At 73.8% G+C, this 15,453-nt stretch carries 14 protein-coding genes; 8 read left to right on the top strand and 6 right to left on the bottom strand.

Features of this window, described 5'->3' with window-relative positions:
- Nucleotides 1–2 precede the first annotated feature (2 nt).
- On the top strand, nucleotides 3–1,217 hold the full coding sequence (locus Prubr_RS25550) for an acyl-CoA dehydrogenase family protein (protein ID WP_212817472.1): 1,215 nt from the start codon (nucleotides 3–5) through the stop codon (nucleotides 1,215–1,217).
- Nucleotides 1,218–1,264: 47 nt separating this feature from the next.
- On the top strand, nucleotides 1,265–1,870 hold the full coding sequence (locus Prubr_RS25555) for a TetR/AcrR family transcriptional regulator (RefSeq protein ID WP_212817473.1): 606 nt from the start codon (nucleotides 1,265–1,267) through the stop codon (nucleotides 1,868–1,870).
- A gap of 20 nt (nucleotides 1,871–1,890) precedes the next feature.
- On the opposite strand, the gene Prubr_RS25560 is transcribed toward Prubr_RS25555, so the two are convergent.
- Nucleotides 1,891–2,928 carry a hypothetical protein gene (locus tag Prubr_RS25560; protein WP_212817474.1) on the bottom strand — a complete coding sequence of 346 codons (1,038 nt, stop codon included), beginning with the start codon at nucleotides 2,926–2,928 and terminating at the stop codon, nucleotides 1,891–1,893.
- Nucleotides 2,929–3,095: 167 nt separating this feature from the next.
- Here Prubr_RS25560 and Prubr_RS25565 point away from each other — a divergent pair, with 167 nt between their 5' ends.
- Nucleotides 3,096–5,987, top strand: a complete 2,892-nt coding sequence (locus Prubr_RS25565) for a helix-turn-helix transcriptional regulator (protein ID WP_246567631.1) — start codon at nucleotides 3,096–3,098, stop codon at nucleotides 5,985–5,987.
- An 8-nt stretch (nucleotides 5,988–5,995) separates the two neighbouring features.
- Here Prubr_RS25565 and Prubr_RS38000 read toward each other — a convergent pair whose 3' ends face one another.
- From Prubr_RS38000 to Prubr_RS25580, 4 genes are all read right to left on the bottom strand, one after another.
- A complete protein-coding gene (locus tag Prubr_RS38000; protein WP_343221703.1) occupies nucleotides 5,996–6,301 on the bottom strand; it encodes an MDR/zinc-dependent alcohol dehydrogenase-like family protein in 306 nt (101 codons plus the stop codon).
- The gene (locus Prubr_RS25570) at nucleotides 6,259–7,071 is read right to left on the bottom strand and encodes an alcohol dehydrogenase catalytic domain-containing protein (RefSeq protein WP_343221501.1); all 813 of its coding nucleotides are present in this window, start codon (nucleotides 7,069–7,071) and stop codon (nucleotides 6,259–6,261) included. The genes Prubr_RS38000 and Prubr_RS25570 overlap by 43 nt, the downstream gene beginning before the upstream one ends.
- The gene (locus Prubr_RS25575; protein ID WP_212817476.1) at nucleotides 7,068–8,486 is read right to left on the bottom strand and encodes an aldehyde dehydrogenase family protein; all 1,419 of its coding nucleotides are present in this window, start codon (nucleotides 8,484–8,486) and stop codon (nucleotides 7,068–7,070) included. Before Prubr_RS25575 ends, Prubr_RS25570 begins: the two co-directional genes overlap by 4 nt.
- A gap of 96 nt (nucleotides 8,487–8,582) precedes the next feature.
- Nucleotides 8,583–9,221 (bottom strand): TetR/AcrR family transcriptional regulator C-terminal domain-containing protein, encoded by a 639-nt coding sequence (locus Prubr_RS25580; RefSeq protein ID WP_212817477.1) that lies wholly within the window; start codon nucleotides 9,219–9,221, stop codon nucleotides 8,583–8,585.
- 89 nt (nucleotides 9,222–9,310) lie between these two features.
- Here Prubr_RS25580 and Prubr_RS25585 point away from each other — a divergent pair, with 89 nt between their 5' ends.
- The 5 genes from Prubr_RS25585 to Prubr_RS25605 are packed head-to-tail and all read left to right on the top strand — an operon-like array spanning nucleotide 9,311 to nucleotide 14,469.
- Entirely contained in the window at nucleotides 9,311–10,462 is a 1,152-nt protein-coding gene (locus tag Prubr_RS25585; RefSeq protein WP_212817478.1) for an acyl-CoA dehydrogenase family protein, read from the top strand.
- Between the two features lie 19 nt (nucleotides 10,463–10,481).
- A complete protein-coding gene (gene fabG / locus Prubr_RS25590) occupies nucleotides 10,482–11,240 on the top strand; it encodes a 3-oxoacyl-ACP reductase FabG (RefSeq protein ID WP_212817479.1) in 759 nt (252 codons plus the stop codon).
- A gap of 33 nt (nucleotides 11,241–11,273) precedes the next feature.
- Nucleotides 11,274–12,446 carry an acyl-CoA dehydrogenase family protein gene (locus Prubr_RS25595; RefSeq protein ID WP_212817480.1) on the top strand — a complete coding sequence of 391 codons (1,173 nt, stop codon included), beginning with the start codon at nucleotides 11,274–11,276 and terminating at the stop codon, nucleotides 12,444–12,446.
- Nucleotides 12,443–12,907 carry a MaoC family dehydratase gene (locus Prubr_RS25600; protein ID WP_212817481.1) on the top strand — a complete coding sequence of 155 codons (465 nt, stop codon included), beginning with the start codon at nucleotides 12,443–12,445 and terminating at the stop codon, nucleotides 12,905–12,907. Before Prubr_RS25595 ends, Prubr_RS25600 begins: the two co-directional genes overlap by 4 nt.
- Nucleotides 12,904–14,469, top strand: a complete 1,566-nt coding sequence (locus Prubr_RS25605) for a long-chain-fatty-acid--CoA ligase (RefSeq protein WP_212817482.1) — start codon at nucleotides 12,904–12,906, stop codon at nucleotides 14,467–14,469. Before Prubr_RS25600 ends, Prubr_RS25605 begins: the two co-directional genes overlap by 4 nt.
- Here the strand turns inward: Prubr_RS25605 and Prubr_RS25610 are convergent.
- Complete coding sequence (locus Prubr_RS25610) at nucleotides 14,466–15,296, bottom strand: NAD(P)H-binding protein (RefSeq protein WP_212817483.1); 831 nt, start codon at nucleotides 15,294–15,296, stop codon at nucleotides 14,466–14,468. The genes Prubr_RS25605 and Prubr_RS25610 overlap by 4 nt on opposite strands.
- Nucleotides 15,297–15,453 lie beyond the last annotated feature (157 nt).

The raw sequence follows: 15,453 nt of genomic DNA on the forward strand, positions 1-15,453 counted from the left end.
CGGTGAACTTCGAGTTCGACGACCGTACCGAGGAGTTGCGCGGCCGGCTGCTCGACTTCATGGCCGAGCGGATCTATCCGGCCGAGCCGGTCTTCGCCGACCAGGCCCGGAAGTCCGGCTGGTCGCACCCGCCGGTTCTCGACGACCTGCGGGCCGAGGCCCGCCGCCGCGGGCTGTGGAACCTCTTCCTCCCCGGCACGTACGGCGCCGGCCTGACCAATGTGCAGTACGCCCCACTCGCCGAGATCACCGGGCACAGTCCCGGCCTGGCCCCGGCCGCGCTGAACTGCGCCGCCCCGGACACCGGCAACATGGAGGTGCTGGCGGAGTTCGGCACCCGGGCACAGCGCGAGCGGTGGCTGGAGCCGCTGCTCGACGCGCGGATCCGGTCGGCGTTCGCGATGACCGAGCCGGATGTCGCCTCCTCGGACGCGACCAACATCGCCACCCGGATCGAACGCGACGGGGACGAGTACGTCGTCAACGGCCGTAAGTGGTTCATCACCGGGGCGATGAACCCGCTCTGCCAGATCTTCATCGTGATGGGCAAGACCGACCCGGACGCGCCTGCGCACCGGCAACAGAGCCAGATCCTGGTGCCCCGGGACACCCCGGGCATCAGCATCCGCCGGGCCATGCACACCTTCGGCTGGGATGACGCCGACCACGGTGGCCACGCCGAGATCGACTTCGTCGACGTACGGGTGCCGGTGGAGAATCTGATCTCCACCGAGGGCTCCGGGTTCGCCATCGCCCAGGCGCGGCTCGGTCCCGGCCGGGTGCACCACTGCATGCGACTGATCGGCATGGCGGAGCGGGCCCTCGAACTGATGTGTCGCCGGGTCACTGGCCGGCACGCGTTCGGCGGGCCGCTGGCCGACCAGGGGGTGATCCAGGACTGGATCGCCGAGGCCCGGGTCCGGATCGAGCAGGCCCGGCTGCTGGTGCTCAAGACCGCCTGGCTGATGGACACCGCCGGCAACCGGGCCGCCCGCACCGAGATCCAGGCGATCAAGATCGTCGTACCGGAGATGGCGCAGTGGGTGGTGGACCGCGCGATCCAGGCGCACGGCGCGGCCGGGGTGAGCCAGGACACCCCGCTGGCGCGGCTGTGGGCCTCGGCCCGGACCATAAGGCTCGCCGACGGCCCCGACGAGGTGCACCGGCGGTCGCTGGCCCGGCGCGAGCTGCGCCGCTACCAGCCGGTCGACGGCTGACCGCCACTACACTGCTGATGCAGGTTCCGACGGTCGGCAGGAGCAGCATGAGCAACACCGACGCCCCGGTCCGGATGGATGGACGCACCGCCCGGGCGGAACGCACCCGGGCGGCCATCGTCGACGCGCACCTCGCCCTGATCGGTGAGGGCGACCTGCGGCCGACCGGCGAGCGGATCGCCGAGCGGGCCGGGGTCTCCCTGCGGGCACTCTGGACCAACTTCAAGGACATGGAGACGCTCTTCGAGGCCAGCGGCGACCGGGTCCTCGCCGAGCAGCGTGCCGCCCACCGGCCGGTCCCGGCGGGGTTGCCGCTGGCCAAGCGGGTGGACGCCTTCTGCCGGCAGCGCGCCCGGCTGCTCCAGTTGATCACGCCCTCGGCGCGGGCCGCGCAGTTGCGCGAGTCGACCTCGGAGCAGCTGCGCCGCAACCGGGCCAAGCACATCGAGCGGCTGCGCGACGAGGTGGGCGAGTTGTTCGCCGCCGAGCTCGACGCCGCGGGGGCGGGGCGTACGCGGCTGCTCAACGCGCTGATCGCGGCGACGATGTGGCCGGCCTGGTCGATGCTCCGCGACGGGCTGGGGCTCGGTGTCGACGAGGCGCGGCGGACGATGACCCGTACCGTCACCGCCCTGCTGACCGCACCTGACTGACGGGGCAGCGGGCCGGGCCGTCACCGGGCCGGGGGCGCGAGTTCGGGTTCGAGCGGCCGGTTGGAAGGGATGTCGCGCCACTGGCGGATGTCGGTGATCAACCGTGGCGCGGCGACCGAGAAGTCGTCGAGGTCGACGGTGACGGCGACGACGCCGACCATCGGCCCGACGCAGCGCCAGGAGGTCTCCCGCTCGGTGCAGACCGCCTCGTAGTAGCGCATCCGGTTCGATGTGCCGGGGATCAGCCACCGTTGCTCGTACACCTCCAGGCCGCTGACCTGGGCGGACCCACTTCCGTCGAGCCATTCGTCGATCCACGAGCGCAGCCCCTGCGCGATCGTCTGCCATTCCTTCGCCGGCCAGACCGGCCGGACCCGGCCGGCGTGGGCGTCCGGGGGCGTGGCGGCCGCCGGCCAGACCTCGATGGCGTGGTGGAACGTCTCCTTCAGGGCCGTGCCCAACCGCCGGTCGGTGGCCCGCAGGACGGGCGGCAGGTCAGGGTCGGGTCGGGGCAGACCGGCCAGCACGGTCGGGTCGACCAGGTTGACGGCGGGGGCCGCGTCCCGGTCGGGGAACCACCAGTCCTCCCGGCACGGTTGCAGCCGGACCGGCGTACGGTCCAGCGGGCCGGTGGCGTCGTCCGCGGCGATCCAGACCACCTCGTGCGACGGCTGCCCGATCTCGTGGACCGCGACCGGTGCGTAGCCGCAGGGTCGGAAGGCCGCGACCAGCCTGCGGTAACGGTCCGCCCGCTCACGGGCCGTCTGTACGGCGGACCGCAGCTCCTCCTCGTCGACGGTGCTTTCGCGTTCGCCGCCGACGGTCACGACGACCGCGGCGTCGGCGTCGTCAACGAGCGCGAAGACGACCTCGGCGGCGCCGTCATCCGTTGCCTGACGTACGGCGACGAGCCGCAGCTGACCGGCGTGGGTCTCCTCGGCGAGCGCGGTCACCGCCGCGACGGGGTCGGGTCCGGCAGCACATCCGGACAGGGCCAGCGCCGCCGTCACGGCCAGCGCGATCAGGCCGCTGGCCGACCTTCCCGCTCTCCGCCCCATCCATCCCCCCACGGCCTCGGGCCCGTCCGGCCGTCACGGTATCGGCCTGGATCCAGAACCGGTCCGATCCGTCGTGGGCCGGCCGGGGTTCAGATGAGGTGAAATGTCGCCCTCTTCCGATCTCGTTACCTATAGGTAACACTCACTATATGATTGATGCATCGCTAGTGCAAAAATCTGTGCTGCGCGGCCGGGCCGCACCACGCCGGGCGATCACCGACCTGATCGACGCGGCGGCCACCGGCACCGGCGGCGCCCTGCTGCTGCACGGCGAACTCGGCCTGGGCAAGACCGCACTGCTCGACGACGGCGGCGCACTCGCGGCCGACCACCGCGCCGGGTTCACCGTCCTGGCCGCCAAGGGGCTGCCCGACGAGGCCGACCTGCCGTACGCCGTACTGCACCGGCTGTTCGAACCGCTGGCCGGACACATCGCCCGGCTGCCCGTCCGACAGGGCGAGGCACTGCGCCGCGCGTTCGACGGGGTGGCCGGCCCCGAACCGGACCGGCTCATCCTCTGCCAGGCGGTCCTCGGCCTGCTCGGTACCACCGGCGCCGAACGTCCCCTGTTCTGCCGCCTCGACGACGCGCACACCGCCGATTCCCCGTCGCTCGACGTGCTCGCGTTCGCCGCCCGGCGGCTGCGTCCGTACCGGGTCGGCATGCTGCTCGCCGGCGACGCGGCGGGGACTGTCCGCGACGTACCGGCGCTCGGGCTGCGCCCGCTCGAGGAGGCGGACAGTCTGGCCCTGCTGGCCGACCTGGTCCCCGACGGCCTGCCGGCCGACACGGCCGCGGCCCTGGCCCGGCTCGCCCGGGGCAACCCGCAGGCCATCGTCGACCTGGCCACCACACTCACCCCCGCCCAGCGGTACGGCGAGGAACCGCCACCCACGGCTCTGCCGCCCGACGGCGTGCTCGGCCGGTCGTACCGGGACCGGCTACGTCGCCTTCCCGTCGCGACCCGCTGGCTGCTCCTGCTCGCCGCCGCCGACGAGGCGCTGGACCAGTTCGAACTCGTCCGGGCCGCAGCAGCCTCCGGTACGCGACTCGGCGCGCTCGCCCCGGCGGAATCCGCCGGCCTGATCCGCGTCGACGGGCACCGGATCGACTTTCCACAGCGGCTGGTCCGGGCCCTGGCCTATCAGCAGGCGCCGCTGGCCCGCCGGCGCGCCGCGCACCTGCTCCTGGCCCGTACCGTCGGCAGTGGACCCGACCGACGACTGCGCCGGGCCGTGCACCTGGCCGCCGCCGCCGACGGCCCCGACGAACCGCTCGCCGCCGAACTGGAACGGGCCGCCGCGCGGGTGCGGGCCGTCGGCCCCGAGGCCGGCGGGTCCCGCCCCGGCTCCGGCCGATCCGATCCGGTCGGCGGCTATGCGATCGCGTCGGCGGCCCTCGAACGCGCCGCCCAGCTCACCGACGCCCGGACCGGCGACGAACGCGGCGGCGCCGCCGCCGACCACCGACTCGTCGCCGCGGCCCGGTACGCCTGGCTGGCCGGCGACCCGCAACGCGCCCGGCGGCTGCTCTTCCGGGTCGGCGACGGCGGCGTCGACCCGGCCCTGCGGGGCCGGGCCCGGCTGCTGCACGGCGAGATGGCCCTGCGTGCGGGCCCCGCCGGTGACGCGCCGGACTGGCTGCTGGGCGCCGCCGAGGCACTGGCCCCGGCCGACCCCCGGGCAGCCCTCGACGCGCTGCTGCGCGCCGCGGAGGCGGTCTGCTTCGCCGGCGACTACCACCGGTACGCCGAGATCGCCCGCCGCGCCGCCGCGCTCCGCCGGCCGGACGCCACCGACACCACCCTGCTCGCCCACGACCACATCGCCGGCGCCGCCGCGGCCTTTCAGGGACGGCACCGCGACGCGGTCGCGCCACTGCGCCGGGTCGTCGCCCGCGCCGCCCGGCTGACCGATCCGGCCCGGCTCACCGTGGCGAGCGTCGCCGGCCTTCTCGTGGCCGACGACGTCACCGCCGGCCGGCTCGCCGCCCGGGCGGTGACCCGGGCCCGGGCCGTCGGCGACATCGCGGTCCTGCCGCGGGCGTTGGAACTGCTGGGTTACGCCCACTACTGGCTCGACCCGACCGGGCCCGCGGCGGTGGCGGCGGCCCGGGAAGGGCTGGCGGCGGCCCGGGACGGCGGGCAGGACAACTGTGCCGCCGTCCATCGGGGCATGCTCGCGGTGCTGGCCGCGATCCGTGGCGACCGGGCCGTGGCGCTGCGGCACAGTCAGCTCACCGCCGGCGTGCGGTCCGCGGGGCAGCGGCCCTGGGCGCTGGGTCAGTGGGCGCTGGCGGTGGTCGACCTGACCGAGGGGCGGGGCCCGGCGGCCGCCGCCCGGCTGCACGCCCTGGCCCGGCCCGGCACCGGCCGGGGGCAGCTCGTCGTGCAGGTGATGGCCACGCCGTACCTGGTCGAGGCGATCGTCCAGGGCGGTGCCGGGGGAGCGGCGGCGGCGCACCGGGCGCTGGCGGGGCGGGCGCTGGCGGTCTTCGACCGCTGGGCCGACGGCACCGGGAATCCGGCCCGCCGGGCCGTCTCGGCCCGCTGCCACGCACTGCTGGCACCCCGCGGCAGCGGGGCGGCCGAGGACCGCTTCCGGCAGGCGCTGCGCCTGCACGCGGAGGGCGGGTCGGAGTACGAACGGGCGCGTACCGAACTTCTCTTCGGCAGGGAGCTGCGGCGCGCGCGCCGGCCCCGGGACGCCCGGGAGCACCTGCGTCGGGCGATGGAGACGTTCCAGCGGCTCGGTGTCGCCGGCTGGGCCCAGCAGGCGACGGCGGAGCTGCGGGCGGCGGGCGCGGCGGTTCCGGGGCCGCCGGCCACCCGCTCCCGGGTGACCGGGGAGCCGGTCGGCGAGCCACGCCCGACGCCGGTCGACACCACACTGACCCCTCAGCAGTTGCGGATCGCCCGGCTGGTCGTCGAGGGGGCGACCAACCGGGAGGTGGCCGGCCGGCTGAACCTCAGTCCGCGCACCGTCGACCACCACATGCGCAACATCTTCCACCGGCTCGGGCTGCGGTCCCGGATCGAACTGGTCCGTGCCCTGCGCTGAGCCGCCGGTCAGTCGAACAGTACGACGGTCCGGGCGCCCTCGCCCCGGGCCATCCGGGCGAAGGCGGACGGTGCCTCCGACAGTCCACATCGGTCGGTGATCAGCGGGCCGAGGTCGAGTGACCCGGCGAGCACCGCGGCGGCCAGCTCCGGCACGTGCCGGTCCGGGTCCGACGAACCGTAGACCGAGGAGCGCAGGGTACGCGCCGAGTGGAAGATCTCCAGAGCGCTCAGCTCGACCAGGTCGTCCTTGGCGCCCATCCCGATCACGGTCACCTGGCCGCCACGCCGGGCGGCCCGCCAGGCGGTGCGGATCGTGGTGGCCCGGCCGACGCATTCGAAGGCGTGGTCGACCCCGCGTCCCCGGTCAGCGTCCGGACCCGTCTGGTGAGGGTGTCGTCGGCGACCAGGAAGTCGGTCGCCCCGGCGGCCAGGGCCAGCTCCCGCTTGGCCCCGGCGAGGTCGGCGGCGACGACCCGGCCGGCGCCGGCCGACGCGGCGGCGATCACCGTGGCCAGGCCCACCCCGCCGAGCCCGAGGACCAGTACGGACTCACCCGGCGCGACGGCGGCCGTCCGGGTGACGGCACCGACCCCGGTCAGGACGGCGCAGCCGAGCAGCGCGGCCGATTCGAACGGCAGCCCGGCCGGCACGGCGATCACCGCCCGTTCCCCGACCACCACCTCCTCGGCGAGCGCGCCGAGGCCGAGGGTGACGTGCAACGGCCCGCCCCCGGCGGTCCGGCCCCGGGGCACCGACGGGGCGCCCGCCTCGGCGCAGAGCCACGGTTCGTCGTGCCGACAGGGCCAGCACCCGCGGCACGGCGGCGCCCAGTTCAGCACCACGTGGTCGCCGACACCGACCCGGCGTACGTCGGCGCCGACCTCGGTCACCAGCCCGGCGGCCTCGTGCCCGAGCACGAGCGGGTACCCCGGGGTGAGCGTCCCGTTCGTCATCGACAGGTCGGAGTGGCAGACCCCGGCGGCGCGGACCCGGACCCGTACCTCGCCGGGGCCGGGGGCGGGCAGTTCGACGTCGGTGACCGCCGGCCGCGCGCCGACGCCCTCGACGACCAGCGCCCTCACCGTTGGATCGACTTGAGCTGGGTGAACTCGGCGAGCCCGTGCACGCCCAGTTCGCGGCCGATTCCGGACTGCTTGTAGCCGCCGAACGGGGCGAGCGGGTTGAAGGAGCCGCCGTTGACGTCCACCGAGCCGGTACGGATCCGGCGCGCGACGGCCAGCGCCCGTTCCTCGTCGCCGGCGAAGACCGCGCCGGCGAGCCCGTACCGGGAGTTGTTGGCGATGGCCACGGCCTGTTCGGTGTCGTCGAAGGGGATGACCGCGAGCACCGGTCCGAAGATCTCCTCCTGGGCCAGGGCGCTGTCGGGGTCGACGTCGGCGATGACGGTCGGCGCGACGAAGTGGCCCCGGTCGGGGACCGGCGCGTCCGGGCCGCCGGTGACCAGCCGGCCGCCGTCGGCGAGGCCGCGCGTGATGTGTCCGCGTACGCGCTCCCGTTGGGTGGCGGAGACCAGCGGTCCGAGCCGGGTGGCCGGCGCGAAGGGGTCGCCCAGTTGGTATCCGGCGGTGATGTCGACGGCGAGTTCGAGGGCCTGCGCGTAGCGGCTGCGGTGCACCAGCATCCGGGACCAGGCGGTGCAGGTCTGGCCGGAGTTGATCAGGCAGTTGCCGATCCCGGCCTTCACGGCGGCGGCGAGGTCGGCGTCGTCGAGGATGATGTTCGCCGACTTGCCGCCGAGTTCGAGCGCGACCCGGGCGATCCGGTCGGCGGCCAGGTGGGAGATCCGCCGGCCGACGGCGGTGGAGCCGGTGAAGGAGACCATGTCCACGTCCGGGTGCCCGGCGAGGGCCTCGCCGACCACCGGCCCGGTCCCGGTGACCAGGTTGACCACTCCCGGCGGCAGTCCGGCCTCGTCGATCGCGTCGAAGAGCTGGTAGGCGACCAGCGGGGTCAACTCGCTGGGCTTCAGCACCACGGTGCAGCCGGCGGCCAGGGCGGGGGCGAGTTTGGCGATCACCTGGTGCAGGGGGTAGTTCCACGGGGTGATGGCGCCGACGACGCCGACCGGTTCGCGCAGCACCAGGGAGTTGCCGATCGTCTCCGCCGGGGCGGGCTGACGGGCCAGGTCGACGTAGCCGCGCAACACCCGCAGTGGCAGGCCGACCTGGACCCGGGTGGCGAACTTGCGCGGGCTGCCGAGTTCGAGGCCGATGGTTTCGACGAGGGTGTCGGCGCGGGCCGCGAGTGCGTCGTGGAGCCGTTCCAGCGCGGCGGCCCGGTCGGTGGCCGTGGTGTCGGCCCAGCCGTCGAACGCCGCGCGGGCGGCGGCGACCGCCCGGTCCACGTCCGTGACGGTGCCGGCCGGGATCTCGGCGATGGTCTCCTCGGTGGCCGGGTTCTCCACCGGGATCCGTCCGGTGCCGTCCGGTCGCAGCCATCGACCGTCGACGTAGATATCGGTTCGCGTGAGCTGCATCGGGGGACCTCTCACTCGGGTGAGCGGGGCAGCGGTGCGGCGCCGGAGGCGCGATAACTAGCGCTGCAAGTTTTCCTGACTGTAACGCCCGCCGCCTCACCGATCCATAGGTCGGGCGACATTCCCGTACGCGTGCGAGAGGCCGTCGATGAGCGCGTCCAGGCCGAGGGCGAACGCGCCGTCGTCGACGCTGCGCTGGTGCTCGGCGAGCCGGTGCGCCTGCCCGAGGTGCGGATGCCCGTCGTAGAGCGCCGGATCCTCGATGAACCCCTTGGCGAACGAGCCGAGGGTGGAGCCGGTGACCAGGTAGCGCATCAGGGCGCCGATGTGGGTGGCCTTCGCCGGCGGCCAGCCGGCGTCGACGAGTCCGCCGTAGACGGCGTCGGCCATCCGCAGCGACGCCGGCCGCCGCCCCGGCCCCTGGGCGAGGTACGGCACGATGTTCGGGTGCGCGAGCAGCGCCCGGCGGTAGGACAGTGCCCACAGCCGCAGCGCCTCCCGCCATTCGTGCGTACCGAAGAACGAGACGTCGACCTCGGCGATGATCGTGTCGGCGACCGCGTCCAGGATCTCGTCCTTGGTCGCGAAGTGGTTGTAGAGCGAGGGGCCGCGGACCCCGAGTTCGGTGGCGAGCCGGCGGGTGGAGAACGCGGTCAGCCCCTCGGTGTCGATGAGCATGGCGGCGGTGGCCACGATCCGTTCCCGGCTGAGCAGGGCTTTGCTGGGACGTGGCATCGGTGGATCTCCTCCCGGTCGGGCGCGACCAGAACTCTTCCACATCCGGGTCTGGACGGAATAAAACTTGCAGCGCTAGTTTAATTCCCATGGATCTGAGCCTCGCGCCCGAGCAGGCCGCCGCGCGTCGACTCGCGGCCGAGTTCGTCGATCGTGAGGTGGCGCCGTACGCCGCCGCGGCCGACCGCGCCGAAGAGGTCGACCCGGCCGTCGTCCGCAAGCTCGGCGACCTCGGCTTCCTCGGCCTGACCATCGACGAGGCCGACGGCGGCTCCGGCGGCGACCACCTCACGTACTGCCTGGTGCTGGAGGAACTCGGGCGCGGCGACTCGTCCGTACGCGGCATCGTCTCGGTCTCCCTCGGCCTGGTCGCCAAGTCGATCGCCGCCCACGGCACACCCGAACAGAAGACCCGCTGGCTGCCCGGACTCTGCGCCGGCGACCTGCTCGGCGCCTTCGCGCTCACCGAACCCGACCACGGATCCGACGCCGGGGCGCTGCGTACCCGGGCGGTCCGCGACGGCGACGACTGGCTGATCAGCGGCGCCAAGGTGTTCATCACCAACGGCACCCTCGCCGACGTCATCCTGCTCTTCGCCCGTACCGGCGGCCCCGGGCCGCGCGGCATCACCGCCTTCCTGGTCCCCGCCGACAGCGCCGGACTGACCCGCCGCCGTATCCACGGCAAGCTCGGGCTGCGCGGCCAGGACACCGCCGAACTCGCCCTGGACCGGGTCCGGGTGCCCGACAGCGCCCGGCTCGGCGCCGCGGACGCCGGCTTCGACCTGGCGCTGCGTGCCCTGGCCAAGGGGCGGATGTCGGTCGCCGCCGGCTGCGTCGGCATCGCCCAGGGCAGCCTGGACGCCGCCCTGGGCTACGCGGCCCAACGGGAACAGTTCGGCAAACCGATCGCCGGCCACCAACTGGTGCAGCAACTGCTCGCCGGGATCGCCGTCGACACCGCCGCCGCCCGGCTGCTCGTCTGGCAGGTCGCCGACCTGATCGACCGGGGACAGCCCTTCGCCACCGAGTCGTCGGTGGCCAAACTCTTCGCCACCGAGGCCGCCGTCCGCGCCGCCAACAACGCCCTGCAGATCTTCGGTGGGTACGGCTACATCGACGAGTACCCGGTCGGCAGATACCTGCGCGACGCCCGCGTCGCCACCCTCTACGAGGGCACCAGCCAGATCCAGCAACTCCTCATCGGGCGGGCGCTCACCGGCGTCAGCGCCTTCAAGTGACAACAGCAGGGAGAGCCCCGTGAACAGATTCGCCGACCGGGTCGCCATCGTCACCGGCGCCGCCCAGGGAATCGGTGCCGCCACCGCCCGCCGGCTCGCCGCCGAGGGCGCCGCCGTCGCGGTCGTCGACCTCGACCCCGAGCGGAGCAAGGTCGTCGCCGACGAGTTGACCGCCGCCGGCGGCCGGGCGATCGGCGTCGGCTGCGACGTCACCGACGCCGACGCGGTCGAGGCGATGACCCAGCGGGTGGTCACCGAACTCGGCGGCCCGCACATCCTGGTCAACAACGCCGGCATCACCCGCGACAACCTGCTCTTCAAGATGTCGGCCACCGAGTGGAACGCGGTGCTGAACACCAACCTGACCAGCATGTTCCACTGCTGCCAGGCGGCGCAGAAACACATGGTCGCCGCACGCTACGGCCGGATCGTCAACCTGAGCAGCCGCTCCGCGCTCGGCAACCGCGGGCAGGTCAACTACGCCGCGGCCAAGGCCGGGGTGCAGGGGCTCACCGCCACCCTCGCCATCGAACTCGGGCCGTACGACGTCACCGTCAACGCGGTCGCCCCCGGATACGTGGCGACCGCGATGACCGCCGCCACCGCCGTACGGGTCGGCGCCAGCCCCGACGACCACCAGCGGAAGGTCGCCGAACTGACCCCGCTGCGCCGGGTCGGCCAGCCGGCGGAGATCGCCTCGGTGGTCGCCTTCCTGGCCAGCGACGACGCCTCGTACGTCAGCGGCCAGACCCTCTACGTCAACGGCGGCGCCCGCTGACCGTCCGCCCGACGACCATCTCAGGAGGAGACCGTGGACTTCGCACTGAGCGACGACGAACGGGCGATCCGGGACACCGCCCGGGAGTTCGTCACCCGTGAGGTCATGCCGCTGGAACCGGAGCTGCTCCGCCGCGAACGCGCCCACCTGCCCGGCCTGGAACCCGGCCAGCTCCGCGAGTTGCAGCTGCGGGCCCGCAAGTTCGGCTTCTGGGGCCTCGACACCCCCGACGGGTACGGCGGGATGGGCCTGCCGGCCGTCACCCAGTCGCTGATCTGGACCGAGGTGGGGCGCACCTTCGTGCCGTTCCGTTTCGGCGGCGAGGCGGACAACATCCTCTTCCACGCCGACGACGGGCAGAAACGCGAATACCTGCTGCCCACCATCGAGGGCGAACGCCGCTCCTGCTTCGCCATCACCGAGCCCGGCGCCGGCTCCGACGCGGCCAACATCCGCCTCACCGCCCGCCGCGACGGCGACGACTGGATCCTCGACGGCGAGAAGACCTTCATCACCGGCGGCAACGAGGCCGACTTCGCCATCGTCATCGCGGTCACCGACCGCGACCGCGACGTCCGCCGGGGCGGCAGCACCGCCTTCCTCGTCGACCGGGACATGGGCTGGCGCTCGGAGTTCATCCAGACCATGGGCGAGGGCGGACCGGCCTCGCTGATCTTCGAGAACGTCCGGGTACCGGCACGCAACGTCCTCGGCGAGATCGGCCAGGGTTTCGCCCTCGCCATGCAGTGGATCGGCAAGGGCCGGTACGTCATCCCGTCGCACGCGCTCGGCATCGCCGAACGCGCGCTGGCCATGGCGATCGACCACGCGAACACCCGGCACACCTTCGGCCGACCCATCGGCGAGAACCAGGCGATCGGCTGGATGCTCGCCGACTCCGAAACCGAACTGGAGGCGGCCCGCTGGCTGGTGCTGCGCGCCGCCTGGACCGTCGACGCCGGACTCGACCCGAGACACGCCTCGTCGATGGCGAAACTCTACGGCGCCGGCATGGTCAACCGGGTGGTCGACCGGGTGATGCAGGTCCACGGCGGCATGGGCTACACCCGGGAACTGCCGATCGAACGGTGGTACCGGCAGGTGCGGCTGCTGCGCATCTTCGAGGGCACCGACGAGATGCAACGGCTGATCATCTCCCGCGACCTGCTGCGCGGCTACACGAAGCTCGGAGGACACCTGGCGTGAGAACCTTCGGATCGGCCGACGAACTCGCCGCCGCGGTCGGCGCCACCCTCGGCCCAGGACGGTGGCACCCGGTCGCGCAGGACCGGGTGGACCTCTTCGCCGACGCCACCGACGACCACCAGTGGATCCACGTCGACCCGGAACGGGCCGCCGCCGGACCGTTCGGCGGCACCGTCGCGCACGGCTACCTCACCCTGTCGCTGCTGCCGGCCCTGGTCCGCGACGTCTACCGGGTCGACGGGCTGCGGATGGGCATCAACTACGGCCTGAACCGGGTACGGTTCCCGGCCCCGCTACGCACCGGCGGCCGGATCCGGGCCAGCCTCCACATCGACTCGATCACCGCCGTACCCGGCGGGATCCAGGTCGTCAAGACCGTCACCGTGGAGACCGACGGCGGCGACCGGCCGGTCTGCGTGGCCGAGACGGTCAGCCGGCTCCACTTCGCGGAGGAGTCGTGACCAGCCTCTCGCTCGCCGCCGTGCTCGCCGAGTCCGCGCGGCGGCATCCGACGAAGGTCGCCGTCGTCGACGGCGAAACCCGGGTCACGTACGCCGAACTGTGGCGCACGGCCCGGTCCTGGGCGGCCGGCCTGCGCGAGCTGGGCGTACGGCCCGGCGACACCGTGGCCCTGCTCGCCCCGAACGTGGTCGACTTTCCGCGCGCCTACTACGCGGCACTCGCCGCCGGCGCGGTCGTGGTCCCGGTCCACCTGCTGCTCACCGCCGACGAGGCCGCCTACGTGCTCCGCGACAGCCGGGCCGACCTGCTGGTCTGCCACGGCAGTCAACTGGCGATGGGCGCGGCGGCCGCCGAACGGGCCGGCATCCCGCTGGTCACCGTCGGCGCGGTGCCACCGCCGGTACCCGCCCAGCGCCCCGCGACGCCGGTCCGGCGGCTGGAGGACCTGTGCGCCGGACTCGCACCGGTGCCGTCGTACGCCTCCCGTGCCGCCGAGGACCCGGCGGTGGTCCTCTACACCAGCGGCACCACCGGCGAGCCGAAGGGTGCGGTGCTCAGCCACCTCAACCTGGTGATGAACGCGATGGTGAACGTCTTCGACGCCAACGACGCCCGCACCACCGACGTGGTGCTGGGCTGCCTGCCGCTGTTCCACACCTTCGGGCAGACCGTGGCGATGAACGGCACCTTCCGCATCGGCGGCACCCTGGTGCTGCTCGCCCGGTTCACCGGACCGGCCGCGCTCGAGCTGATGGCCCGCGAACGGGTGGACGTCTTCCACGGCGTGCCGACGATGTACATCGCGTTGCTGGAGGCCGCCGCCGGCCGTACCGAACTGCCCCGGCTGCGGCTGTGCGTCTCCGGCGGCGCGTCGCTGCCGGTCGCCGTACTCGAACGCTTCAACACCGCCTTCGACACCACGATCTTCGAGGGGTACGGGCTGTCGGAGACCTCACCGACCGCGACCACCAACCAGCCGGCGTACGGCACCCGGGCCGGCACGGTCGGGCACCCGATCTGGGGCGTCGAGGTGGAGATCGCCCGTCCGGAGGTCCCGGAACGGATCGAGCTGCTCGGGGCCGGTGAACTGGGTGAGATCGTGATCCGGGGGCACAACGTCTTCACCGGATATCTCGGCCGTCCGGAGGCGACCGCGGAGGCGGTCGTCGACGGCTGGTTCCGCACCGGCGACCTCGGCACCCGGGACGCCGATGGCTTCGTCACCATCGTGGACCGGACCAAGGACGTGGTGATCCGGGGCGGATTCAACGTCTACCCGCGCGAGGTGGAGGAGGTGCTCGCCCGGCATCCGGCGGTCGCCCAGGTCGCCGTGATCGGCGTACCGGACCCGGTGCACGGGGAGGAGATCTGCGCGGTGGTGGTGCCGGACCCCGCGGTGGATCCGCGGCCGGACGCGGAGGAGTTGGTCGGCTGGGCCCGGGAGCGGCTGGGCCGGCACAAGTATCCGCGTCTGATCCGGTTCGCCGCCGAGCTGCCGCTCGGCCCCAGCCACAAGGTGCTCAAACGGGAGCTGCGCCGGACGATCGCGGAGGCGCCCTAGGACGAGTCGACCCGCCCGAGCGCGTCCTGCACGGCCCGGCGCAGGCTCGTCGGCGGCCGGCCCAGCACCCGGCGCAGGTCGTCGGTCTGCCGTTCCAGTGCCCCGGCCCGGGCCAGGCCCTCCAGGAAGGCCATCGGCCCGGTGGCCGCCCCGGCGTCCTCGTGGTATTCGACCTTCGTGCCGGTGACGTCCCCGAGTTCCCGGGCGAGCTGCGGGTAGGTCCACAGCGGTCCGGTCAGGTCGTAGCCCCGGCCCAGGTGGTCGTCGTCGGTCAGCACGTTCACCGCCGCCTCGGCGAGATCCGTCCGCAGCGCGGTGTTGAGGCCCCGCCCGCCGGTGCCGCTGACCAGCCGGCCCGCCTCGGCCGCCGCCCGCAGCCCGGCGTTGACGAACGCCTCGGTGTAGAACGGATGCCGCAGGATCGTGTAACCGAGTCCACTGTCGACGATCGCCCGTTCGGTGGCGTGGTGGGCGGCGTTCAGTCCCCCGCCGTCGCGGTCGGCGCCGAGGAAGCTGGTGTAGGCGACGGCCCGTACCCCGCTGGCGACGGCCGCCTCGACGGCGCCCAGTTGCTGCCGGATCCGCCGGTCCGGGGCCAGCTCCGGCGAGGAGATGAGCAGCAGCCGCCGCGCGCCGGCGAACGCCGACCGCAGGCTCGCCGGGTCGTCGTAGTCGCCGTGCCGTACGTCGACGCCGAGCGCGGCCAGGTCGGCGGCCCGGTCAGGGGCGCGTACGGCGGCGCCGACCTGATCGGCGGGCAGCCGGGTCAGCAGTCGTTCGACGACGAGCCGGCCGAGCGCGCCGGAGGCGGCGGAGACGACGATCATGCAAGCTCCCTACCCTGCGCGGGCCACCCCGGCCGGGGCGGCTGCCAGCCAACACCGTCGGCGCCGGTGTGCGCCACCGAATTCCCGGCCAGCTCCCCGACGGCCCCGACACCCGGATCGGCCCCGGCCGCACCCCGGCGACCGTACCGGCGGAAAA

Origin of the sequence: Polymorphospora rubra (assembly GCF_018324255.1) — a bacterium.
Taxonomy (GTDB): Bacteria; Actinomycetota; Actinomycetes; order Mycobacteriales; family Micromonosporaceae; genus Polymorphospora; species Polymorphospora rubra.